The organism is Pseudomonas putida (assembly GCF_005080685.1).
GTDB lineage: Bacteria > Pseudomonadota > Gammaproteobacteria > Pseudomonadales > Pseudomonadaceae > Aquipseudomonas > Aquipseudomonas putida_V.
The window spans coordinates 4,533,835-4,557,899 of the sequence record NZ_CP039371.1; the positions used below are offsets into that span (position 1 = coordinate 4,533,835).

The 24,065-nt window shown below is 62.2% G+C and carries 19 protein-coding genes; 7 read left to right on the forward strand and 12 right to left on the reverse strand.

Features of this window, described 5'->3' with window-relative positions; all coding sequences use genetic code 11:
* The first annotated feature begins 24 nt into the window (after nt 1–24).
* The 5 genes from E6B08_RS20940 to fabB all read left to right on the forward strand — a co-directional run bounded on the left by E6B08_RS20940 (nt 25) and on the right by fabB (nt 6,955).
* Complete coding sequence (locus E6B08_RS20940; RefSeq protein ID WP_192938576.1) at nt 25–2,181, forward strand: TonB-dependent receptor plug domain-containing protein; 2,157 nt, start codon at nt 25–27, stop codon at nt 2,179–2,181.
* The gene (locus tag E6B08_RS20945; RefSeq protein WP_136915768.1) at nt 2,181–3,071 is read left to right on the forward strand and encodes an ABC transporter substrate-binding protein; all 891 of its coding nucleotides are present in this window, start codon (nt 2,181–2,183) and stop codon (nt 3,069–3,071) included. The genes E6B08_RS20940 and E6B08_RS20945 overlap by 1 nt, the downstream gene beginning before the upstream one ends.
* The gene (locus tag E6B08_RS20950) at nt 3,068–4,996 is read left to right on the forward strand and encodes a response regulator (RefSeq protein WP_136915769.1); all 1,929 of its coding nucleotides are present in this window, start codon (nt 3,068–3,070) and stop codon (nt 4,994–4,996) included. The genes E6B08_RS20945 and E6B08_RS20950 overlap by 4 nt, the downstream gene beginning before the upstream one ends.
* A 211-nt stretch (nt 4,997–5,207) precedes the next feature.
* Nucleotides 5,208–5,723, forward strand: coding sequence for a 3-hydroxyacyl-[acyl-carrier-protein] dehydratase FabA (fabA, locus tag E6B08_RS20955; RefSeq protein WP_008089108.1), 516 nt, complete (start codon nt 5,208–5,210; stop codon nt 5,721–5,723).
* 11 nt (nt 5,724–5,734) lie between these two features.
* Nucleotides 5,735–6,955 carry a beta-ketoacyl-ACP synthase I gene (fabB, locus tag E6B08_RS20960; RefSeq protein WP_136915770.1) on the forward strand — a complete coding sequence of 407 codons (1,221 nt, stop codon included), beginning with the start codon at nt 5,735–5,737 and terminating at the stop codon, nt 6,953–6,955.
* A 31-nt stretch (nt 6,956–6,986) separates the two neighbouring features.
* Here the strand turns inward: fabB and E6B08_RS20965 are convergent, their stop codons facing one another.
* Nucleotides 6,987–8,018, reverse strand: coding sequence for an amidohydrolase family protein (locus E6B08_RS20965; protein ID WP_136915771.1), 1,032 nt, complete (start codon nt 8,016–8,018; stop codon nt 6,987–6,989).
* 115 nt (nt 8,019–8,133) lie between these two features.
* On the opposite strand from E6B08_RS20965, the gene E6B08_RS20970 reads away from it, so the two are divergent.
* The gene (locus E6B08_RS20970; RefSeq protein WP_136915772.1) at nt 8,134–8,997 is read left to right on the forward strand and encodes a pirin family protein; all 864 of its coding nucleotides are present in this window, start codon (nt 8,134–8,136) and stop codon (nt 8,995–8,997) included.
* A gap of 119 nt (nt 8,998–9,116) precedes the next feature.
* Here E6B08_RS20970 and E6B08_RS20975 read toward each other — a convergent pair whose 3' ends face one another.
* From E6B08_RS20975 to E6B08_RS20990, 4 genes are all read right to left on the reverse strand, one after another.
* Nucleotides 9,117–9,842 carry a dienelactone hydrolase family protein gene (locus E6B08_RS20975; protein WP_136915773.1) on the reverse strand — a complete coding sequence of 242 codons (726 nt, stop codon included), beginning with the start codon at nt 9,840–9,842 and terminating at the stop codon, nt 9,117–9,119.
* Nucleotides 9,843–9,916: 74 nt separating this feature from the next.
* Nucleotides 9,917–11,821 carry a molecular chaperone HtpG gene (gene htpG / locus E6B08_RS20980; RefSeq protein WP_136915774.1) on the reverse strand — a complete coding sequence of 635 codons (1,905 nt, stop codon included), beginning with the start codon at nt 11,819–11,821 and terminating at the stop codon, nt 9,917–9,919.
* 71 nt (nt 11,822–11,892) lie between these two features.
* Nucleotides 11,893–12,375: a PaaI family thioesterase gene (locus E6B08_RS20985; RefSeq protein ID WP_136915775.1), complete on the reverse strand. Its 483-nt coding sequence runs from the start codon at nt 12,373–12,375 to the stop codon at nt 11,893–11,895.
* Nucleotides 12,372–12,848, reverse strand: coding sequence for a PaaI family thioesterase (locus E6B08_RS20990; RefSeq protein ID WP_136915776.1), 477 nt, complete (start codon nt 12,846–12,848; stop codon nt 12,372–12,374). The genes E6B08_RS20985 and E6B08_RS20990 overlap by 4 nt, the downstream gene beginning before the upstream one ends.
* 169 nt (nt 12,849–13,017) lie before the next feature.
* Here E6B08_RS20990 and E6B08_RS20995 point away from each other — a divergent pair, with 169 nt between their 5' ends.
* The gene (locus E6B08_RS20995; RefSeq protein WP_136915777.1) at nt 13,018–13,293 is read left to right on the forward strand and encodes a hypothetical protein; all 276 of its coding nucleotides are present in this window, start codon (nt 13,018–13,020) and stop codon (nt 13,291–13,293) included.
* A gap of 69 nt (nt 13,294–13,362) precedes the next feature.
* Here the strand turns inward: E6B08_RS20995 and E6B08_RS21000 are convergent, their stop codons facing one another.
* The 7 genes from E6B08_RS21000 to E6B08_RS21030 form a co-directional block, all read right to left on the reverse strand.
* Nucleotides 13,363–14,109 (reverse strand): DUF599 domain-containing protein, encoded by a 747-nt coding sequence (locus tag E6B08_RS21000; RefSeq protein ID WP_136915778.1) that lies wholly within the window; start codon nt 14,107–14,109, stop codon nt 13,363–13,365.
* A 211-nt stretch (nt 14,110–14,320) separates the two neighbouring features.
* On the reverse strand, nt 14,321–15,634 hold the full coding sequence (brnQ, locus tag E6B08_RS21005) for a branched-chain amino acid transport system II carrier protein (RefSeq protein WP_136915779.1): 1,314 nt from the start codon (nt 15,632–15,634) through the stop codon (nt 14,321–14,323).
* A 361-nt stretch (nt 15,635–15,995) separates the two neighbouring features.
* Nucleotides 15,996–16,880 carry a succinate--CoA ligase subunit alpha gene (gene sucD, locus E6B08_RS21010; RefSeq protein WP_004376004.1) on the reverse strand — a complete coding sequence of 295 codons (885 nt, stop codon included), beginning with the start codon at nt 16,878–16,880 and terminating at the stop codon, nt 15,996–15,998.
* Nucleotides 16,880–18,046, reverse strand: coding sequence for an ADP-forming succinate--CoA ligase subunit beta (gene sucC, locus E6B08_RS21015; protein ID WP_011534748.1), 1,167 nt, complete (start codon nt 18,044–18,046; stop codon nt 16,880–16,882). Before sucC ends, sucD begins: the two co-directional genes overlap by 1 nt.
* Nucleotides 18,047–18,219: 173 nt before the next feature.
* Nucleotides 18,220–19,656: a dihydrolipoyl dehydrogenase gene (gene lpdA / locus E6B08_RS21020; protein ID WP_136915780.1), complete on the reverse strand. Its 1,437-nt coding sequence runs from the start codon at nt 19,654–19,656 to the stop codon at nt 18,220–18,222.
* Nucleotides 19,657–19,752: 96 nt separating this feature from the next.
* Entirely contained in the window at nt 19,753–20,970 is a 1,218-nt protein-coding gene (odhB, locus tag E6B08_RS21025; RefSeq protein ID WP_136915781.1) for a 2-oxoglutarate dehydrogenase complex dihydrolipoyllysine-residue succinyltransferase, read from the reverse strand.
* 42 nt (nt 20,971–21,012) lie between these two features.
* Entirely contained in the window at nt 21,013–23,844 is a 2,832-nt protein-coding gene (locus E6B08_RS21030) for a 2-oxoglutarate dehydrogenase E1 component (protein ID WP_136915782.1), read from the reverse strand.
* Between the last annotated feature and the right edge of the window lie 221 nt (nt 23,845–24,065).

Sequence of the window (24,065 nt, forward strand, 5' to 3'; positions counted from 1 at the left end):
GCAAAAGCCGCACGGTCGGTTAACATGCCTGACTCATTATCGGAACAAGGCCGTACCGTGTTTCCTGGCACGCCCCCCTACCCTCGCCTGTTGTTGTTGACCGCGCTGCTCGGTGGCCCGGCCATGGCCGACGACTTGTTCATCGACAACACCGACCTGCCCCAGGTTCTGACCGCCACCCGCCTGAAACAATCCCCGGCGGCGGTGCCAGGCAGCATGACCGTGCTCGACAGCGAGCTGATCCGCCCCAGTGGTGCGCGAGACATTCCCGAGCTGCTGCGCCTGGTGCCGGGCATGATGATCGGCTACAGCGCCGGCAACCAGGCCACGGTCAACTACCACGGCAGCAACGTCAGCGAAGCGCGGCGCATGCAGGTGCTGATCGATGGCCGTTCGGTGTACCGCGCGGGCCTCGCCACGGTGGACTGGAGCGACATTCCGGTGGCCATCGAGGACATCGAACGCATCGAAGTCTTCCGCGGCCCCAACACCGTCAGCTACGGCGCCAACGCGCTGATGGCGGTGGTCAACATCCTCACCCGCAACCCGGCAGACAGCCACGGCACGCGAATGAAGCTCACCCGTGGCCAGGATGGCATCAACGACTATTACCTCAGCCACGGCTTCGGCTGGGACGGCGGCGACCTGCGCCTGTCGGTGTCGGGCCAGCAGGACGATGGCTTCGACCAGGACCAGTTCGGCAACGACTACCGCGACAGCCGCCGCCTCAACCGCTTCAACCTCAGTGTCAGCCACACCCTGGCCCCCGACCAGACCCTGGAGTGGCAACTGGCGGCCAAGGAAGGCAGCAACCAGCGCCCGTATACCTACCAGCCGGTGTTCGGCAGCTACCAGGCGGGCGACAATGCCGACGTAAATGCCAAGGACTACGCAGGCTCGGTGCGCTGGAACATCGACTTCAACCCTGAACACAGCCTTTATGTGCAGGGTTCGGCGCAGCACTTCGACCGCCAGCAGGTCTGGCGCGCCTGTGATGCCGCGCTGGCGTTCAGCCCGGAGCTGACCCGGCTGTGGCAGTTGAACCCGAACCTGGCCGAAAAGGTTGCCCGCAATGCCGGCTCGCCGCCTGCCGGCAGCAACCCGGTCGAACAGGGGTTGATCAACGCGATCAGCCAGCAGTGGAACAACCCGGGTAGCCCACTCAACGGCAGGCAGACCGTCTGTGGCGACGTCGACCAGAGCACCCGCGAGACCCGCTACGACCTGGAAATCCAGGACACGCTCAGCCTGACCGACAGCCTGCGGCTGCTCAGCGGCATGAACTACCGCTATGATCGGGCCGACTCGCAGACCTACTTCAACGGCAGCATCGACGACCAGACCTGGCGCCTGTTCGGCCAGCTGGAGTGGCGCGCCGATGAACACTGGATCGTCCAGGGCGGCGCGATGTTCGAGGATTCGCGCCTCTCCGGCAGTTCGCTGACGCCACGCATGGCGGTGAACTACCTGATCACCCCGCGCCATGGTCTGCGGGCGGTGTATTCCGAAGCGATCCGCTCGCCGGACATGTTCGAGAACAACGTCAACTGGAGCTACACGGTCAAGAACCTCACGCCCAACCTGTATGGCCTGCGAGACGGCCAATACTTCGTCAAGACCCGTGGTCCGGGCGACCTCGACCAGGAACGCATGCGCTCGCGCGAGCTGGGCTACAACGGCTCGTTCAGCGACATCGACCTGAACATGGATGTAAAGCTGTTCTACGACGAGATCACAGGAATGATCAGCGAGCCCCTGAAGAACAACCAGTACATTGCCAGCAATGCCAACAAGGCCCGCTTCAGCGGCAGCGAAGCCCAGCTGGACTGGCGTGCGACGCGGCGCGACCGCCTGCGCCTGACCTACGCCTACGTCGATGCCTGGGCCAGCAACCCCGCCGACAGCCGCCTCACCGCCCGCAACAGCGGCTCGGCCGGATGGATGCGCGAATGGGGCGACAACTGGTCGAGCGCGCTGTTCTATTACGGCGACGACGCCCTCAACGGCTACCGCTACCAGCGCCTCGACCTGCGCGTAGCCAAGCGCTTTCGCATCCAGGGCAGCAACCTGGAGCTTGCCGCGCTGTGGCAACAGCGCCTGGACGACCAACCGACCACCCTGGTGCAAAACCGTTACGACAGCCGTCACCGCCTGAGCGTCAGCGCGGAGCTGGAATTCTGATGGTGCGCTTGCTGCACCTGCTGCTGTTCTGCCTGTGGCCGTTGGGCACGCTATCGGCCAGCGAAATCCTCCTGGTCGGTGGCGAAGACCAACCGGGCATCCGCAGCTTCGTCACTGCCCTGGCCGATCGGCGCCAGCACGATCAGGTGCGTTTCATGGCCCTGGCAGAGCTACCGAAACCCAGCCAACTCAAGGCCGACACGCGTCTGGTGCTGCTCGACAATGCGGCGCTGGAATGGCGCCTGGGTGAAAACGCCGGGCCACCCGCCCTGGCCATGCGCATCAGCCGGGTACAGGCGCAGCAACGCCTGGGAAAGTCGCGCCCCGGGCACCTGACCCTGCTGTGGAGCGACCCACCCCTGGCACGGCAACTGCGTCTGACCCGCTACCTGTTGCCGCAGGCCCAGCGCATCGGTGTGCTATATGGCGAACATAGCCAGTTCCTGCTCGACGAACTGCGTCAGGCCGCCCGGCCTCTGGGCCTGGAAATCATCGCCCAGGACTGGCCTGACCTGCGTGACAGCCGCCCGCTGCAGAACCTGCTGGCCAGCAGCGACGTCCTGCTCGGCCTCGACGACCCCGACCTGTACAACTCCAAGACGGCTAAAAACCTCTTGCTCAGCAGCTACAGCCGGCAGATGGCACTGGTCGGCCCCAACGTCGGATTCGTCCGTGCCGGCGCCCTGGCCAGCACCTACAGCGACCAGGACGACTGGCTGGCGGTGCTGGACCGCTTGCTCGACCAACCCCCGGCACACTGGCCGCGCAGCCTTTACCCAGCGCATTTCGGCGTCAGTGGCAACCAGCAGGTAGCCCGCGCCCTGGGCCTGGAACCGATCGATCCGAACGCCGCCGTCAAGGCCCTGGCCGAAGGAGCCCCCCTGCCATGAGCAAGCGCCTGAGCTGGGATATCCATACCCGCACCCAGATCATCAGCCTGGGGCCTGCGTTGCTGTTGACCCTGCTGTTGATCAGCTTCTTCACCTTCGTGCGCATCCAGGACTTGCGCCAGGAGCTCAACCACACCGGGCAACTGATCGCCAACCAGTTGGCGCCGGCGTCCGAATACGGGGTGATTTCGGGCAACAACGAGGTGCTCGAGGGGCTGATGAGGGCCACCCTGAGCATTCCCCACGTGCGCTTCCTGGAAGTCCAGGACAGCCGCAATCACATCCTCGTGTATGTCGAGCAGTCCAACGAGAGCGCCAACCGCGCGCAACGGGTGGAGGTGTTCCAGGCGCCCATTCGCCTGCAGCAGATACGCCTGGACAGCGACTTCCTGCAGCAAGGCAAGGCGCCGACGCCGGCCATCGGTGACGACTACCTGGGGCGGGTGATCGTCGGCATGTCCGACGATGCGTTCAGCCAGCGCCAGCAGGAAATCGTCATCAAGGCCGGCATCCTCGCCCTGTTCGCCCTGTTGTTCACCTTCCTTCTCGCCCGCCGCCTGGCCTTGAGCCTGGCCAAGCCGATCAGCGACATGGGCCACGCAGTCCGGGCTATCCAGCAGGGTGAGTACAACACGCCGCTGCCGGTGGTCGACGACAGTGAATTGGGCCACCTGGCGCGCCACATCAACAACCTGGCCAGCGCCCTGGAGCAGGCCAGCGCCGAGCAGAAACAAGCCATCGCGCAATTGACCCAGGCACGCGAGGAGGCAGAGCAGGCCAACCGCGCCAAGTCCGAATTCCTGGCCATGATGAGCCATGAACTGCGCACGCCGATGAACGGCGTGCTGGGCATGCTGCAGTTGCTCGAAACCACGCAACTGACCAGCGAGCAGGCCGACTATGCAGCGGTGGCCAGCGAGTCGACCGGGCACCTGCTCAAGGTCATCAACGACATCCTCGACTTCTCGCGCATCGAGCGCACCACGCTCGAACTCGAACACATCGACTTCGACCTCGGCGAGCTGATCGCCAGTAGCGTGCAGTCGTTCCAGCACAGCGCCCAGCAGCGCGGTCTCGGCCTTTACCTGCACCTGCCGACCGATGCCGCGCAACCGCAGGTGGTTGGCGACCCGACGCGAATCCGCCAGATCCTGCTGAACCTGATCGGCAATGCGCTGAAGTTCACCGAGCGCGGCCAGGTCGAGGTCGAGGCGCACTGGCAACTGCTCGACCGCCAGTTGCTGTGGTTCACCTGCAGCGTGCGCGACACCGGCATCGGCATCGATGGCGAGCGCCTGGAGATGATGTTCGTCGCCTTCCAGCAGGCCGACAGCTCGATCTCGCGCCGCTATGGCGGCACCGGCCTGGGCCTGTCGATCGCGCGGACCCTGGCCGAGCGCATGGGCGGCAAGCTGCGCGGCGAAAGCCGCGAAGGCCTGGGCTCGACCTTCACCCTGGAGATCCCCCTGGCCCTGGCCAGCCCTCCTCCGGCTCCACTGCCCATACCGGCGCCAGGCACTGTGACCATGGCCGAGCAAGGCCCGGTACTGCTGGTGGAGGACAACCCGGTCAACCAGAGCGTGATCGAGGCCATGCTGCGCAGCCTCGGCCTGCAGGTGCAGGTGGCCCAGGATGGCCTCGAGGCCGTCGAGCGGGTCGGCCAGCAGCGCTTTGCCGCGGTATTGATGGACTGCCGCCTGCCGCACATGGACGGCTACGAAGCGACCCGGCGGATTCGCCAACTGCCCGGTTGCAGTGCACTACCGATCATCGCCCTGACCGCCAACGCCCTGCAGGGCGATCGGGAGCGTTGCATGGCCGCAGGCATGAGCGATTACCTGAGCAAACCCTTTCGCCGCACGGAATTGCAGCGGATACTGCAACGCTGGCTACCCGGCCAGGCAGCGGCGACTGGCGATAAATGATAAAGTGCGGCAGTCTTAAAGACTGGACAGGACCCATTTCGGCCCTGAAAATAGACGTTTCAGTGCACACCTGTACTTCTTTCGCCAGGTGCGCTGTGACTTTCACCACAACGCAATAGTCTACCTGTAGGCTGCCGCCCCGGGCTCATATGCACGCCGGGCCGGCCGGGAAGATTCATCCCCTGCCACAGGGGGTTATTGAGGAGCTCGCATGACCAAACAACACGCCTTTACTCGGGAAGACCTGCTGCGCTGCAGTCGCGGTGAGCTGTTCGGCCCAGGTAATGCGCAACTGCCCGCCCCGAACATGCTGATGGTCGATCGCATCACCCACATCAGCGAAGAAGGCGGCAAGTACGGCAAAGGTGAATTGGTCGCCGAGCTGGATATCACCCCGGACCTGTGGTTCTTCGCCTGCCACTTCGAAGGCGACCCGGTGATGCCAGGCTGCCTGGGCCTCGATGCCATGTGGCAGCTGGTCGGCTTCTTCCTCGGCTGGCAAGGCCTGCCAGGCCGTGGCCGTGCGCTGGGTTCGGGTGAAGTGAAATTCTTTGGCCAGGTACTGCCCACCGCCAAGAAAGTTACCTACAACATTCATATCAAGCGCGTCCTGAAGGGCAAGCTGAACATGGCCATCGCCGATGGCTCGGTCAGCGTCGATGGCCGCGAGATCTACACTGCCGAAGGCCTGCGGGTCGGCGTGTTCACCTCCACTGACAATTTCTAAGGGTTATTCGCATGCGCCGCGTCGTTATCACTGGTCTGGGCATCGTTTCGTGCCTGGGCAATGACAAAGCTACCGTCACCGAAAACCTGCGCAACAGCCGTCCGGGTATCCGTTACAACCCGGAATACAAGGAACAGGGGCTGCGTAGCCAGGTTTCCGGCTCCATCGACCTCAACCTCGAAGAACTGATCGACCGCAAGGTCTACCGCTTCGTCGGTCACGCTGCGGCATACGCCTACCTGGCAATGCAGGACGCGATCAAGGACGCTGGCCTGACCGAAGAACAGGTTTCCAACCCACGTACCGGTCTGGTGGCTGGCTCCGGCGGCGCCTCGACCCTGAACCAGATGGAAGCGCTGGACACCCTGCGCGAGAAAGGCGTCAAGCGCGTCGGCCCGTACCGCGTTACCCGCACCATGGGTAGCACCGTGTCGGCCTGCCTGGCCACTCCGTTCAAGATCAAGGGGCTGAACTACTCGATCTCGTCGGCGTGCGCCACCTCGGCACACTGCATCGGTACCGCGCTGGAGCAGATCCAGTGGGGCAAGCAGGACATCGTCTTCGCCGGTGGCGGTGAAGAAGAACACTGGAGCCAGTCGTTCCTGTTCGATGCCATGGGCGCCCTGTCGACCAAGCGCAACGACACCCCGGAACTGGCCTCGCGCGCCTACGACGCCGACCGTGATGGCTTCGTCATCGCCGGTGGTGGCGGCATGGTCGTGGTCGAGGAGCTGGAACACGCCCTGGCCCGTGGCGCCAAGATCTACGCCGAGATCGTCGGCTACGGCGCGACCTCCGACGGCTACGACATGGTCGCCCCGAGCGGCGAAGGCGCCATCCGCTGCATGCAGCAGGCGCTGTCCACCGTCGACACCCCGATCGACTACCTGAACACCCACGGCACCTCGACTCCGGTCGGTGACGTTGCCGAGATCAAGGGTGTTCGCGCAGTGTTCGGCGACAAAGCGCCGAAGATCAGCTCGACCAAGAGCCTGTCGGGTCACTCGCTGGGCGCCGCTGGCGTGCACGAGGCGATCTACTGCCTGCTGATGATGGAGAACAACTTCATCGCCGGCTCCGCCAACATCGACGAGCTGGATCCGGAGGTCGCCGACCTGCCGATCCTGCGCAAGACCGAAGAAAACGCCAAGATCGATACGGTCATGAGCAACAGCTTCGGCTTCGGCGGCACCAACGCCACCCTGGTGCTCAAGCGCTGGGAAGGCAAGTAAGACGCTGCAGCGGTAAGTGAAAACGCCCCGACTAGTTCGGGGCGTTTTCTTTTGTGTTCGATTGTCGCCCTGACAGAACACCCAGAAAATTCTCCCGCGCCACCTTGTTCGCCACCGCTTCCGGCAACGCATCCAGAAACGGCTCGAACCCCCGCATCTGCTCACCCACGCTGCCAAACCGCCCCACCACATCCGACCCCAACATGAATCGCTCAGGATGCTGCTCCACCAGCGCCAGCCACTCCTTGCGCGGTTTCCCCTGTTCATCCAGCAGATACGGCTCGAGCACGCTCCACGACAGGTCGACATACAAGTTCGGGTAATCCTCCAGCAACCGCGTCAACACCGGCAACAGGAAATCCATCTGCGTCTGGTGCCGATGAATCTCCATGCTGCTCCCGGCATGCGCCCAGATGAAACGGGTATGCGGGTGGTTACGCAGCGGCTCTTCGATCTCGGCCAGATACAGCGGGTTGCGCTCGCGCTTGGAGGTGATGTTGGAATGCAAAAGCACCGGCAGATCGCGCTCGGCGGCCAGGTGATAGACCCGGGTCATGGCTTCGTTGTTGGCCCGAGGGGTATCGCCGCTGGTGAGAGCGGTCAGGTCGTCATGGCGGGTGAACACCTCGCCAATGCCTTGCCACAGCCCAGGGTGCAGGTCGAGCATGCGCTCGATATGACTGGCGGCGTTCTTGTCCACCGGATTGAAGCCAGTGAGAAACGGATGAAAGCGCTTGCGCTGTTCGGCAGGCAGCCCTTCCAGCGCCGCCGCCACATAGATGTCGGTGGCGCTGTACCAATAAGCGTCGGCATCGTCGCCGGCGTAGTAGCGCGGACGCTTGGGTTCGTCTTCGTGCCACTTCTTGGCTACCGGAATTCCCGAGATCATCGAATGCTCGACGCCGGCCTCGTCCATGGCTGCGATCAGCGCAGGCATGCCTTCGGTTTCCTGGAAGAAGTCCACATAGTGCAGGTGCGCATCACTGTAGCGATACTCACGGGCCTGCGCGGCCTGGCAGAGCCCTGCGCACAACAACAGGCCGGCCAGCGCTTTGACGATCATCGGCAGCTTCCTTCTTGCGGGTATGAGAAGGGTAGACATGGCGTCAAGCGCAACGGTTCAGCATTGCCAGCCAACCCGCTATGCTGGGGTGAATTCGCCTTGCCTGGAGCCCATCATGAGCAGCCCCCTGGTCATCCGCCCACGCGCCGAATCGGTCGAGGGCCAACCGATCCTGCGCCCACTGCCCTCGGCCCAGTGCCGCAGCGTCGGTCCGTTCGTGTTCTTCGATCACATGCTCGAAACCGCCTACGCGCCCGGCAGTGGCATGGACATCCGTCAGCATCCGCATATCGGCCTGTCCACGCTGACCTACTTGTTCGAAGGCGCGATCGAGCACAAGGACAGCCTGGGCTCCAACCAACGCGTGCTACCCGGCGACGTCAGCTGGATGACCGCAGGGCGCGGTGTGGCACATGTCGAGCGGACACCGGCCGATGCCCTCGCCCACGGCTCGCGACTGCATGGCCTGCAGGTGTGGCTGGCTTCGCCGCGCGATGCCGAGCAAGGCGACCCGAGCTACAGCCATCACCCAGCCGCGAGCCTGCCGGTCAGCGACAACCTGGGCATACGCATCTGCATGATCGCCGGCACCGGTTTCTGCCTGGAGTCGCCCGTACCGGTGCTCTCCCCTACCCTGTACGCCCATGTGCAGATGCAACCAGCGACGACGTTGCTGGTACCGAACGAGCACGCCCAGCGAGCGTTGTACCTGCTCGATGGTGAACTGCTGCTGGACGATGAGGAGGTCGAGGCCTGTAGCCTGATCGTGCTGCCGGAAGGCGAGCAGGTCAGCCTGTATGCCGAAGGAGAATGCCAACTGGTGTTGATCGGGGGCGCACCGCTGGATGGGCCACGGCGGATGAACTGGAACTTTGTCGCCAGTGATCCGGAATTGATCGAGCAGGCCAGGGCGAGGTGGGCTGCGGGGGACTGGCCTGGCGTTCCAGGAGAGACTTCTAGAATCGAGTTGCCTCGTTGAGCTTGGGGCCGCTTTGCGGCCCTTTCGCGCCACAAGGCCGCTCTCACGGTTGAGCGCGCACTCCTTTTGTGGGAGCGGCCTTGCGTCGCGATTGGGCTGCGCAGCAGCCCCTGGCGCTATCAGCGCTGGAACACTTCGCTCAACAGATTGTGCATCGAGCGGAACGCCCGCTCCGAGGTACGGCGGTCGTACTGCATCTTGCCCGGCACGTTGGCATTCGGATCGGTGAACGAATGCACCGCGCCGCCGTAGCTGAGCAGTTGCCAATCGACCTTGGCGGCATTCATCTCGTCCTCGAAGGCCGGCAGTTGCTCTTTCGGCACCAGCGGGTCGGAGGCGCCGTGCAGTACCAGCACCGAGCCCTTGATGCGCTTGGCATCCTCGGGGTTCGGCGTGTCCAGGGTGCCGTGGAACGACACCGCAGCCTTCAGGTCGGCACCGGTACGCGCCAACTCCAGCGCACAGCAGCCGCCGAAGCAGAAGCCGAACGCCGCCACCTTGCCTGGCTCGAGCAATGCCTTGGACTGGCCGAGCAATTGCGACAGGGCTTCCTGCATGCGCTTGCGCAGCTCGCCACGGTCGTTTTTCAGCGGCATCATCGCCGCCCCGGCTTCATCGGCATTGGATGGGCGCACCGATTGCCCGTACAGGTCGGCAATCAACACCACGTAACCTTTTTCCGCCACTTCCTTGGCGATGCGCTCGGCACCTTCAGCAATACCCATCCAGTTCGGTGCCATCACCAGGCCGGGTTGCGGCAACGCGCCCGGGGTATAGACCAAACGGCTTTCGTAGGTTTTGCCAGACAGGTGATAGACCAACGATTCGACGATTACCTTGCTCATCAAGCACTCCTTAGGCGCTGTTCTTTCAAAGCCATGAAAAAAGCCCGCCGAAGCGGGCTTTCCATTACATCAACTCAAGCAGACAGCTCGACCAACAGCTTGTTCAGGCGACGAACGTAGGCCGCCGGGTCCTTCAAGCTGTCGCCAGCTGCCAGGGCAGCCTGGTCGAAGAGGATATGCGACAGCTCGGCGAAACGGTCTTCGCTCTGCTCGCTGTCCAGCTTCTCGATCAGCGGGTGGGTCGGGTTGAACTCGAAGATCGGCTTGGACTCCGGCACCTTCTGCCCGCTGGCTTCGAGGATCTGGCGCATCTGCAGGCCCAGGTCCTGTTCGCCGATCGCCAGGATCGCCGGCGAGTCGGTCAGACGGTGGGAAACGCGCACTTCGGCGACGCTTTCACCGAGCGCACCCTTCAGGCGCTCGACCAGGCCTTCCTTGTCCTTGGCGACTTCTTCCTGGGCCTTCTTGTCTTCCTCGGAATCCAGGTTGCCCAGGTCCAGGTCGCCACGCGCGACATCGACGAACTGCTTGCCATCGAACTCGCTCAGGTAGCTCATCAACCACTCGTCGATGCGATCGGTGAGCAGCAGCACCTCGATGCCTTTCTTGCGGAAGACTTCCAGGTGCGGGCTGTTTTTGACCTGCGCATACGATTCACCGGTGAGGTAGTAGATCTTGTCCTGGCCTTCCTTCGCGCGCGCCAGGTAGTCAGCCAGGGCAACGCTCTGCTCGCCGCTGTCGTCCTGGGTGGAAGCGAAGCGCAGCAGGCCGGCGATCTTCTCCTTGTTGGCGAAATCTTCGGCCGGGCCTTCCTTCAGCACCTGGCCGAAGTTCTTCCAGAAGCCCTTGTATTGCTCTGGCTCGTTCTTCGCCAGCTTCTCGAGCATGTCCAGCACGCGTTTGGTCAGCGCGGTCTTCATCGAATCGATGACCGGGTCCTTCTGCAGGATCTCGCGGGACACGTTGAGCGACAGGTCGTTGGAATCGACCACGCCCTTGATGAAGCGCAGGTACAGCGGCAGGAACGACTCGGCCTGGTCCATGATGAACACGCGCTGCACATACAGCTTCAGGCCGCGCGGTGCTTCACGCTGGTACAGGTCGAACGGCGCACGGGCCGGCACGTAGAGCAGCGAGCTGTATTCGAGCTTGCCTTCGACCTTGTTGTGGCTCCAGGCCAGCGGGTTTTCGAAATCATGGCCGATGTGCTTGTAGAACTCCTGGTATTCCTCGTCCTTGATCTCGGTACGCGGACGGGTCCACAGGGCGCTGGCGCGGTTGACGGTTTCCCATTCCTCGGCAGGCTGCTCCTCGCCTTCGGCGGCAGCTTGCTCCTTGGGCAGCTGGATCGGCAGGGCAATGTGATCGGAGTACTTCTTGACCACGTTGCGCAGGCGCCAGCCATCGGCGAACTCCTGCTCGTCCTTCTTCAGGTGCAGGACGATGCGGGTGCCGCGCTGTGGCTTGTCGATGGTGGCGACTTCGAACTCGCCCTCGCCCTTGGAGGACCAGTGCACGCCTTCGGCGGCTGGCTGACCAGCACGACGGCTGTACACGTCAACCTGGTCGGCGACGATGAAGGCCGAGTAGAAGCCGACGCCGAACTGGCCGATCAGGTGCGAGTCTTTTTTCTGGTCACCGGTCAGGTTCTTCATGAAGTCGGCGGTGCCGGACTTGGCGATGGTGCCCAGGTGGGTGATGACGTCTTCGCGGCTCATGCCGATGCCGTTGTCCTCGAGGGTCACGGTACCGGCTTCCTTGTCGAAGCTCAGGCGGATCTTCAGGTCGGCGTCACCCTCGAACAGCTCCGGTTTGGCCAAGGCCTCGAAGCGCAGCTTGTCGGCGGCGTCGGAAGCGTTGGAGATCAGTTCGCGAAGGAAGATCTCCTTGTTCGAATACAGGGAATGGATCATGAGGTGCAGCAGTTGCTTCACCTCGGTCTGGAAGCCCAGTGTTTCTTTTTGAGTTTCCGCACTCATGGTCTTCAAAACTCCGATCTGATGGCAGTTATCGCCTGGCAGCCCCAGCGGCCTGCTTTAACGGCGGGATGTCATGCAGATGGGGGCTGCCCGGACGATTTCAAGGGCTTTTGCGGTTCGACCTTGAAATGCGCCCGCGCCGTGGCGATCGGCGCGCCTGGGTCGGCTTGCCAGGCGGTGATGGCGACATTGGTCACGCGCCGCCCCTGGCGCCACAGCTGGCACTGGGCGTAGGTGTCACGCAAATGGCCGGCGCGCAGGTAGTCGATGGAGAAGTCGATGATCTTCGGAATGCTCGCGCTATCGCTGTAGATCAACAGGTACAGCGCGGCGCTGAGTTCCATGAAGCCTGCGATGACCCCGCCATGCAGGGCGGGCAGCAAAGGGTTGCCGACGTTGTCCTGACTGGCCGGCAGGCGAAACAGCAGGTCATCGCCCTGGCGCTGGCATTCGATGCCGATCAGGCCGGCGTAGGGAATCAGCGCCAGCAACGGCCGGTAGTCACCCTGGGCGTGGGCCTGATCGAGTTGCTGACGGACCGCCGCCGGGATCATGCCTGGTCCTCCTTGAGCCGCGCGCCGAAGCCGATGCCACCGCGCACGTCGTGCCCCAGGCGCATGAACGTCCCGACCACCTGGCAGATCGGCCGTGCCGGGTCGTCCTGGTAGGCACTGCCACGGGTGAAGATCACATCGCGGGTCACCCGATAGCACTGGGCATGGCCAAAGATGTCCTTGCCCTGCTCCGCCGGGTGCATGTAGTCGATGCGCAGGTCCAGGGTCGGGCATACCTCGAAGCGCGGCAACGCGCACAGCGTGGCCATGCCGCACGTGGTGTCCAGCAACGTGGTCAGGGCACCACCATGGACCGCGCCGGTCTGCGGGTTGCCAACGATCCGCTGCGACCATGGCAGCACCAGGGTCATACCCTCGGCATCGGCGTGGGTGACGCGCATTTGCAACATTTGGCAATGTTTCAATGCGCCAAGAAAGCGCTCAGCCATGGCCATCAAACTTGTTGTATTCATGCTGACACTTCCATGATTGCATTAGCCCCTGCTTACGAAGCTGCATAAATCCCGAAAAAAGTCCATATAGAATAGGACGTTATATATTTGTAATTTTTCCGGAACTTCTGTCGTATCATAGCGCTCCAAGGATCAAGTCACAGTTATTCCACCAAGGAGAGACACCCCCATGCGTAAACCTTTTGCTTTTGCTCTGATGCTGGCCGCTGCCATGGGTCTGGCCGCTTGCGATAAAGCAAGCGAAGACAAAGCCCAGGACGCACAGCAACACGCCGAGCAAGCCCAGGAGAAGATGGGCGAAGCTCAGGATAAAGTGAACGAGGCTGCCAAGGAAAACGCCGAAGCCGCCAAAGATCAGGCTGAAGCCGAGCAGAAGGCTGCCGAAGAAGCCGCTCCGGCTACTCCGGCTCCGGAAACTGCCCCAGCCGAGCCTGCCAAGCAGTAATTCCAAGCCGTACGAAAAAACCCGACTTCGTCGGGTTTTTTTGTATCTGCCATAAATCGATTAAACGTTTCAGGCGTTCTCGCTGCTCGCTTCCCGAATCGGCTCCGCGACACTTTCAGTGGGTGTGAATACCATCACTTCCAACACGGCGGAATGGAACTCGCGGCGATACAGGATCAATACCACGCCGACACTCACCGCCATGAACAACCCAGGGCTGATGAACCAGGTCAACATGGCCATGCCGAAGTAATAAGAGCGCAATCCCAAGTTGAATTGGTTGGCCGCCAGCGATAACACCCGGGCGGCACGCGAGGCAAATGCCTTACGCTCCATCTCGTTGACCAGGCGCTCGCCGATCATGGGCGCCGAGCCCACCAGCACCGCCGCGAAGTTGTATTGGCGCATGCACCAGCTGAAGGTAAAGAACGCGTAGACGAAGACCATGGCCAGGCACAGCAGCTTGATCTCCGACATGCCTTGCGACGCCTGCTGCACCAGCGGCAGGTCCGCCAGCAGCGACAGTGCGCGGTCAGAAGCGCCCAGGACGGTGAGGATGCCCGCCAGGATGATCAGGGTGCTGGAGGCAAAGAACGAGGCGTTGCGCTCGAGATTGCCGATCACGCTGGCATCGGCGATGCGGTTGTCGCGCAGCAGCATGCGGCGCATCCAGTCCTCGCGATACAGATGCAGGACGCTGGCCAGGCATGCCGTGTCGCGGCCCTTCCAGATGGCGTAGCGGGTGTATCCACCCCAACACAGGGCGAACCAACAAACGGCCAGGAGGTTGTAGAGGTTGCTTTGAATGAAGTTCATGCAGGATTCCCGAGGGCCAGGCGTACATAGGGACGAGTGACCGCATTTCGACGCCCGATGAATGCAAAAGGCACACGTCGATTCCAAAAAATTCGCCCGCTACAGACAAACAAAAAGCCCCGCATCCTTCCGGATACGGGGCTTTTGGCATCTAGACCTTTGGTGGCTGCCCTACGGCTTGTGGCCGACAGCTACCGCTGGCTTCGACACATCAGGCCAGCGCTTCGCGCGGCTTGCCAAGCAGGCGGTCACACGCCACCGCGCCCACCAGGGCCACTACCGAAGGTACCAGCCAGGCCAGGCCCTGATCGCTCAGCGGCAGGTGCGCCATGAAATCTGGCAGCACATGGGCGACGCTGCTGCCCTTGATCGCATCGACGATGCCGAACACCAGCGAAACCAGCATCACCGGCGCCAGGATGCGCGTCGGCGAGTTCCACAGGTCTTTCACGAAGCTCAAGCCGACGACCACGATGCATGGCGGGTAGATGGCCGTGAGCACCGGAATCGAGAACATGATCAGCTTGGTCAGGCCCAGGTTCGAAATCAGCAGCGAGAAGCCGGCCAGGATCACTACCAGAGCACGATACGACAGCGGCAGGATCTGGCTGAAATACTCGGCGCAGGCACAGGTCAGGCCAACCGCGGTCACCAGGCAGGCCAGCGCGATCAATACCGCGAGGAAACCGCTGCCCAGCGAACCGAAGGTGTGCTGCACATAGGCATGCAATACCGCCGCACCGTTGGTGGCGTCGGCCGCGATGGCGTGGCTACCGGCACCCAGACGGAACAGGCTGATGTACACCAGGGCCAGGCCGACACCCGCGATAAGGCCGGCGATGATGGCGTAGCGGGTGATCAACTTCGGCGATTCGACACCGCGCGAGCGGATGGCATTGACGATGACGATACCGAACACCAGGGCACCCAAGGTATCCATGGTCAGGTAACCGTCGGAGAAGCCCTTGGAGAACGCGGCTGCGGCATAGGCCGGCTGGGCCTCGCCGATGGTACCGGCAGGCAGCGCGAAGGCAGCGATACCCAGCACGGCCAGGGCGATGATCTTCAGCGGCGCGAGGAAGCGACCCACGGTATCGAGCAACTTGCCCGGGTACATGGACACCGCCAGCACCACGGCAAAATACACCAGGCTGTAGATGAACAATGCCGTTGGGCTTTCACCGGTCAGCGGCGCGACGCCCACTTCGAACGATACGGTGGCGGTACGCGGCGTCGCGAACAGCGGACCGACCGAAAGGTAGCACACGGCCGCCAGCAAGCCACCGAAGAACTTGCCGATCGGGCTGCTCAGGGCATCCATGCCGCCACCGACCTTGGCCAGGGCGACCACGGTGATGACCGGCAGACCGACTGCGGTCACCAGGAAGCCGAGAGCGGCCATCCACACATGCGGACCGGACTGCAGGCCGACAATGGGCGGAAAGATGATGTTGCCTGCACCTACGAAAAGCGCAAATGTCATAAAGCCAAGCGCCAGGATATCCTGGCCTTTAAGAACTTTCATTTAGGGTAGTACCACACTGCTGAAATCGGGATTCGAGAGGGGATTTCCCCATGGGTGAGGGAAATGCTGCCCGGCTTGGTGAGCCAGACCCGTTTAGCGTGTCGTTCCCTTTTGGGGCACGGGCACAGAGTGAACGCGTAGATTAACCGTTTTACCCGACAAACGCACTGTAACGGACCCGTTTGTCCGATGTATGAACCGGTTTGTCGTCTGTGTGACCGAGGACGCGACCATTATCGAAAGCAAAAGAAGCGCCGTCTCTCAGAAAATTCCTATTAAACCCATCGAAAAAACCTCGCCCTGCAAAAACGACAAAGGCCACCCGAAGGTGGCCTCTGTGCGCGTGAGGGGTGTAGCAGTATTACTTCTTGACTTCCCAGCCAGTCAGCTCGGCCAGCGCCTTGCCGATGTCAGCCAGCGAACGCACGGTCTTCACACCCGCGTCTTGCAGGGCGGCGAACTTCTCGTCCGCAGTGCCCTTGCCACCCGAGATGATGGCGCCGGCGTGGCCCATGCGCTTGCCCGCAGGTGCGGTAACACCGGCGATGTACGAAACGACAGGCTTGGTGACGTTGGCCTTGATGTAGGCCGCGGCTTCTTCTTCGGCCGAACCGCCGATCTCACCGATCATGACGATCGCTTCGGTCTTCGGGTCTTCCTGGAACAGCTTCAGGATGTCGATGAAGTTCGAGCCTGGGATCGGGTCGCCACCGATACCCACGCAGGTCGACTGGCCGAAGCCGGCGTCGGTGGTCTGCTTGACCGCTTCGTAGGTCAGGGTGCCGGAACGCGAAACGATACCGACCTTGCCTGGCAGGTGGATGTGACCTGGCATGATGCCGATCTTGCACTCGCCCGGAGTGATCACGCCTGGGCAGTTCGGGCCGATGAGGGTCACGCCCAGCTCGTCGCACTTGACCTTGGCATCGAGCATGTCCAGGGTAGGAATGCCTTCGGTGATGCAGACGATCAGCTTGATGCCGCCGAAGGCTGCTTCCAGGATCGAGTCCTTGCAGAAAGGAGCCGGAACGTAGATGACCGAAGCGTCAGCGCCGGTGGCTTCTACCGCTTCTTTCACGGTGTTGAACACTGGCAGGCCCAGGTGAGTGGTGCCGCCCTTGCCCGGAGTCACGCCGCCAACCATCTTGGTGCCGTAGGCGATGGCTTGTTCGGAGTGGAAAGTACCCTGCGAGCCGGTGAAGCCCTGGCAGATGACTTTGGTGTCTTTATTGATCAGGACGCTCATTACTTGCCCTCCGCAGCTTTGACAACTTGTTGAGCAGCGTCGGTCAGGCTGGTGGCCGCAATGATGTTCAAACCGCTTTCTGCCAGTACTTTAGCGCCCAGTTCGGCGTTGTTGCCTTCGAGGCGAACGACGACCGGAACCTTGACGCCGACTTCTTTCACTGCACCGATGATGCCTTCGGCAATCATGTCGCAGCGCACGATGCCGCCGAAGATGTTGACCAGTACGGCCGCGACATTGCTGTCGGACAGAATGATCTTGAACGCTTCGGTAACGCGCTCTTTGGTAGCGCCGCCGCCAACGTCGAGGAAGTTGGCTGGCTTGCCGCCGTGCAGGTTGACGATGTCCATGGTACCCATGGCCAGGCCGGCACCGTTGACCATGCAGCCGATGTTGCCTTCGAGGGCAACGTAGTTCAGTTCGAACTTGGCAGCGTGGGCTTCACGGGCGTCGTCCTGCGACGGGTCGTGGAAAGTCTTCAGCTTAGGCTGACGGTACATGGCGTTGGCGTCGATGTTGATCTTGGCATCGAGGCAGTGCAGGTCGCCATCGGCCTTGATCACCAGCGGGTTCACTTCCAGCAGGGCCAGGTCGTGATCCTTGAACAGCTTGGCCAGACCTACGAAGATCTTGGCGAACTGTTGAACTTGCTTGCCTTCCAGACCCAGCTGGAAAGCCAGCTCGCGACCCTGGAACGGCTGAGCGCCGACCAGTGGGTCGATGGTAGCCTTGAGGATCTTCTCGGGAGTTTCGTGAGCGACTTTCTCGATGTCCACGCCACCTTCGGTGGAAGCCATGAACACGATACGGCGGCTCGAACGGTCCACTACAGCGCCCAGGTACAGCTCTTTGGCGATGTCAGTGCAGGACTCGACCAGGATCTTGGAAACTGGTTGACCGTTGGCATCGGTCTGGTAGGTGACCAGATTCTTGCCCAACCACTGCGCAGCGAACGCCTTGGCGTCTTCCTTGCTGCGAACCAGCTTGACGCCGCCCGCTTTACCGCGACCACCAGCGTGGACCTGGGCTTTGACCACCCACTCCGAACCGCCGATCTTGTCGCAGGCTTCTGCCGCTTGCTCAGGGGTATCGACAGCGAAACCCTTGGATACTGGCAGGCCGTACTCAGCGAACAGCTGCTTACCCTGATACTCGTGAAGATTCATGCTTTTTACCGTCTTCGTTAGGTACTGCGCTTCGGTGCTGCGCCAGAACTGGCGCCGCACCACCTGTGACCGTTGTGACCCTGGGTTATCCCTTGTGATCCGGTCCGGCGGACGTTCCGCGGTGAGTCATGCACGCAAGACTCACGACGGGCAATCCGCCGTGGTTTTTATAATTAACGCTTCTTACGGTTGGCTACGTGGATGGCACCGCCATTCACGGCCAGCGCTGCTTCGTGCAGCGCTTCGGACAGGGTCGGATGGCTGAAGACCATCATGCCCAGATCCTCGGCACTGGTGCCGAATTCCATCGCGATCGCGCCCTGCTGTACCAGTTCGGCAGCCGATGGGCCAATCACGTGAACACCCAGAACGCGGTCGGTCTTGGCATCGGCGATGACCTTGACGAAACCACCGGTGTCGTTGGCTGCCATCGCACGGCCGCTGGCCGCGAACGGGAAGGTGCCAACGTTAACCTCAACGCCCTCGGCCTTCAAGGTCTGTTCGGTCTTGCCGACCCAAGCGATTTCCGGGTGGGTGTAGATAACCGACGGGATCAGGTCGTAGTTCATCTGGGCTTTGTGGCCCTTGATGCGCTCGACGACCATGATGCCCTCTTCCGACGCCTTGTGGGCCAGCATCAGGCCACGCACCACGTCACCGATGGCGTAGACGCCAGGAACGCTGGTGGCGCAGTGATCGTCGACGTAGATGTAGCCACGCTCGTCGATGGTCACGCCGCTGTCGGCGGCCAGCAGGTCGGTGGTGACCGGACGACGGCCGACCGCGACGATCAGCTTGTCGAAGACAATCTTCTGTTCGCCGTTGGCGTCGGTGTAGGTGACTTCGACTTCTTCACCGTTGACTTTCGAGCCGGTGACGCGAGCGCCCAGCTTGATGTCCAGGCCCTGCTTGGTGAGGGTCTTCTGGGCTTCCTTGGAAACCGCGGTGTCGGCGGCCATCAGGAAGGTATCCAGGGCTTCCAGGACAGTCACTTCGGCACCCAGACGGGACCAGACCGAACCCAGCTCCAGGCCGATGACGCCAGCGCCGATCACGCCCAGGCGCTTGGGTACCGATTGGAATTCCAGGGCGCCGGTGGAGTCGACGATGACTTTCTGGTCGACCGGAGCCGGCGGAATGTCGATCGGACGCGAGCCCGAAGCCAGGATCACGTTCTCGGCTTCGATGACTTCGGTGGTGCCGTCAGCTTTGGTGACTTCGACTTTCTTGCCGGCCAGCAACTTGCCGTGGCCCTGGATCGAAGTGACGCCGTTGGCCTTGAACAGGGTGGCGACGCCACCGGTCAGGTTCTTCACGATGCCAGCCTTGCGGCCGACCATCGCGGCGACGTCCATCTTCACTTCACCGGTGGAGATACCGTGGACGTTGAAGCTCTCTTTGGCTTCCTTGTACTTCCAGGAGCTGTCCAGCAGCGCCTTGGAAGGAATGCAACCTACGTTCAAGCAGGTGCCGCCCAGGGCCAGCTTGCCCTCGGCATCGGTGTACTTCTCGATACAGGCAGTCTTCAGACCAAGTTGTGCGGCCTTGATGGCAGCAACATAGCCGCCAGGACCTGCACCAATCACCACTACGTCGAATTTCTGGGTCATAAAAGATTCCTTGTCAGCTTCAAGCGGCAAGCTGCAAGCCGCAAGACAGACAGGCTTCAACTTGAAGCTTGCCGCTTGCAGCTTGCAGCTGCTCGATTAGATGTCCAGCAGCAGGCGAGACGGATCTTCCAGCAGGTTCTTGATGGTGACGAGGAAGGTCACGGCTTCCTTGCCATCGATCAGGCGGTGGTCGTAGGACAGCGCCAGGTACATCATCGGGCGAATGACCACTTGGCCGTTGATCGCCATCGGACGCTGGATGATGTTGTGCATACCCAGGATGGCAGCCTGCGGCGGGTTGACGATCGGGGTCGACATCATCGAACCGAATGTACCACCGTTGGTGATGGTGAAGGTACCACCGGTCATTTCTTCGATGGCCAGTTTGCCGTCACGGGCCTTCTTGCCGAAGGTGGCGATGCCGTTCTCGATTTCTGCCAGGCTCATCGACTCGGCGTTACGCAGCACCGGTACCACCAGGCCACGGTCGCTGGACACGGCAACGCCGACGTCGGCATAGCCGTGGTAGACAATGTCGTTGCCGTCGATCGAGGCGTTGACTGCCGGGAAGCGCTTCAGGGCTTCGGTGGCGGCCTTGACGAAGAACGACATGAAGCCCAGGCGTACGCCGTTGTGGGTCTTTTCGAACAGGTCCTTGTACTTCGAACGCAGAGCCATGACTTCGGTCATGTCGACTTCGTTGAAGGTGGTCAGCATGGCCATGCTCGACTGGGCTTCGACCAGACGCTCGGCGATCTTGGCACGCAGACGGGTCATCGGCACGCGCTTCTCGGTGCGATCGCCAGCGGCGACGACAACGGCAGCGGCAGCAGCGGCGGCAGGCTTGGCAGCCGGAGCCGGAGCGGCTTTCTTGTTGGCGACGGCAGCTACCACGTCTTCCTTGGTGACGCGACCGCCTTTGCCGGTACCGGCAACGCTAGCCAGGTCGATGCCGTTCTCTTCAGCCAGCTTGCGCGCGGCTGGAGCGGCAACCGGGTCGTCTTCGCCAGCGTCGGCGGCAGCGGCAGCCGGGGCAGCTGCGGCCGGAGCGGCAGCTGGAGCGGCGGCAGCGGCGCCGCCTTCAACGATCGAACCCAGCACTTCGTCGGACAGGACGGTGTCGCCCTCGCCCTTGACGATCGCGCCCAGCACGCCGTCGGCGGTGGCCAGCACTTCCAGGACGACCTTGTCGGTCTCGATGTCGACGATCAGCTCGTCACGCTTGACGGCATCGCCCGGCTGCTTGTGCCAGGTGGCAACGGTGCCGTCGGCAACCGATTCCGGGAAGGTTGGGGCTTTGATCTCGATAGCCATTATCAGTGTTTCCTTAAATTCGGTTTCAGGTGCGCGAAGGCGTTAGACAGTAAAGGCATCTTGCAGCAGTTTTTCCTGCTGTTCGGCGCTCTTCGATGCGTAACCACAAGCAGGCGCGGCGGAAGCGTCGCGACCGGCGTATTCCAGGACCAGCGCCTTGTCGTGGCGGCCCAGGATACGGCGCATGTGGTGCTGGCTGCTGTACCAGGCGCCCTGGTTCATCGGTTCTTCCTGGCACCAGACCGCATGCTTGAGGTTGGTGTATTGCGCCAGGATTTCGACCAGGTCGTCCTCAGGGAACGGATACAGCTGCTCGATACGCAGGATCGCGATGTCTTCGCGGCCTTCGGCACGGCGTTTTTCCAGCAGATCGTAGTAGACCTTGCCGCTGCACATGACCAGGCGTTCGACCTTGGCCGGATCGATCGCGTCGATTTCCGGGATCACGGTCTGGAACGAGCCTTCGGCCAGGTCTTCCAAGGTCGAGATGGCCAGCTTGTGGCGCAGCAGCGACTTCGGCGTCAGTACGACCAGCGGCTTGCGCAGCGGACGGATGACCTGACGACGCAGCAGGTGGTAGATCTGTGCCGGCGTGGTCGGTACGCAAACCTGGATGTTGTGCTCGGCGCACAGTTGCAGGTAACGCTCCAGACGCGCGGAGGAGTGCTCCGGCCCCTGGCCTTCATAACCGTGTGGCAGCAGCATGGTCAGACCGCACAGACGGCCCCACTTGTGCTCGCCGCTGGTGATGAACTGGTCGATCACGACCTGCGCACCGTTGGCGAAGTCGCCGAACTGCGCCTCCCAGATCACCAGCGCGTTCGGCGTGGTGGTCGAGTAGCCGTATTCGAACGCCAGTACCGCTTCTTCCGACAGGAAGGAGTCGTACAGGTCGAAACGTGGCTGGCCCGGGAACAGGTTCTGCAGCGGCACGTAGGTGCTGGCGTCCTTCTGGTTGTGCAGCACCGCGTGACGGTGCGAGAAGGTGCCACGGCCGATGTCCTGGCCGGTCATGCGGATCGGGTGACCTTCGAATTGCAGAGTGGCGTAGGCCATGGTCTCTGCGTAACCCCAGTTGATCGGCAAGCCACCGGCCTGCATCTTCTGGCGGTCTTCGTAGATCTTGGCGACCTGGCGCTGGACGACGAAGCCTTCCGGCAGCTCGAGCAGCTTGGCCGACAGTTCCTGCAGGGTCTTGAGGTCGAAACGGGTGTCGTGACGCGCGGTCCAGGCATGGCCCAGGTATGGGCGCCAGTCCACGAACAGCTCGCGGTTCGGCTCCTTGACCAGGCTCTTGACCACGTGCAGGCCGTTGTCCAGGGCGTTGCGGTACTCGTCGACCTTGGCCTGGGCGCGTTCGGCGTCGATGCGACCGGACTGGATCAGGGCCTCGGCGTACAGCTCACGGGTGGTGCGCTGCTTGCTGATCTGCTGGTACATCAACGGCTGGGTGCCGTTGGGCTCGTCGGCCTCGTTGTGGCCGCGACGACGGTAGCAGACCAGGTCGATGACCACGTCACGCTTGAACTGCATGCGGTAGTCGACGGCCAGTTGGGTCACGAACAGGACCGCTTCCGGATCGTCGCCGTTCACGTGCAGGATCGGCGCCTGGATCATCTTGGCAACGTCGGTGGCGTACTCGGTGGAGCGCGAGTCCAGCGGGTTGCTGATGGTGAAACCGACCTGGTTGTTGATCACGATGTGCACGGTACCGCCGGTCTTGAAACCGCGGGTCTGCGACATCTGGAAGGTTTCCATGACCACGCCCTGACCTGCGAACGCAGCGTCACCGTGGATCGAGATCGGCAGGACCTTGTCGCCGACCGTGTCGTTGCGACGGTCTTGGCGAGCACGTACCGAACCTTCCACCACTGGCGAGACGATTTCCAGGTGGGACGGGTTGAACGCCATGGCCAGGTGGACTTCGCCGCCCGGGGTCATGACGTTGGAGGAGAAGCCCTGGTGGTACTTGACGTCACCGGAGCCCAACTCGTTCATCTTCTTGCCTTCGAACTCGTCGAACAGCTCACGCGGGTTCTTGCCGAAGGTGTTGACCAGGACGTTGAGACGGCCGCGGTGGGCCATGCCAATGACCACTTCCTTGGTGCCGTACGAGCCGGAGCGCTGGATCATTTCGTCCAGCATCGGGATCAGGCTTTCGCCACCCTCCAGGCCAAAGCGCTTGGTGCCCGGGTACTTGGTGCCCAGGTACTTCTCAAGGCCTTCACCGGCGGTCACGCGCTCGAGCAGGTGAGCCTGCACGTCGGCAGAAAACTCCGGACGGCCGCGCACGCTTTCGAGGCGTTGCTGGAACCAGCTGCGCTGCTCGGAATCGGTGATGTGGGTGAACTCGGCGCCAATGGTGCGACAATATGTCTTCTGGAGCGCCTCGAAGATCTCGCGTAGGCTCGCTTCCTCTTTGCCGATGAACAGGTCGCCGGCACGGAAGGTCGAATCAAGATCGGCATTGGTCAAGCCGTAGTGATTGATCGACAGGTCTACGGGCGCAGGGCGCTGCCACAACCCCAACGGGTCGAGCTTGGCAGCCTGATGACCGCGCATACGATAGGCCTGGATCAGTCGCAGAACTTCAACCTGCTTCTTCTCGTGTTCACTGCTCACGCTCCCGGCAGATACCGGTTGGGCGCGGCGCTGGTTCTTTGCCAGCAGTACGAAATGGTCGCGGATTGTAGAGTGCGATACATCGGTAGCGGTGCTGCCGTCGGCGGGCAACTTCTGGAAGTAGGTGCGCCACTCTTCTGGCACAGCGTTAGGGTCGTGCAGGTAGAGCTCGTAGAGTTCTTCCACATATGCAGCGTTACCACCTGAAAGGTGGGCGCTATCCCACATGCGCTGCATCACGCTTTCTTGCATGCTTGGTCACCCTCGGTTAGGGGACTGATCGGCGAGAGCCACAGCAAACCTGGAAAAGTCCGAGCAAAGCGACTGAACCACGCCACCTGGATCCTGCTGATTTTCCGGGTACCAGCCCGGAAGCCCCTGCTGGTCTCATCTTCATAGGTAATGAGCGCGGGCTTTGTGGGCCCTTGCTCGGGTTTTACCTCAGTGCGGGCTCACCACCCGCACCTCGGCTT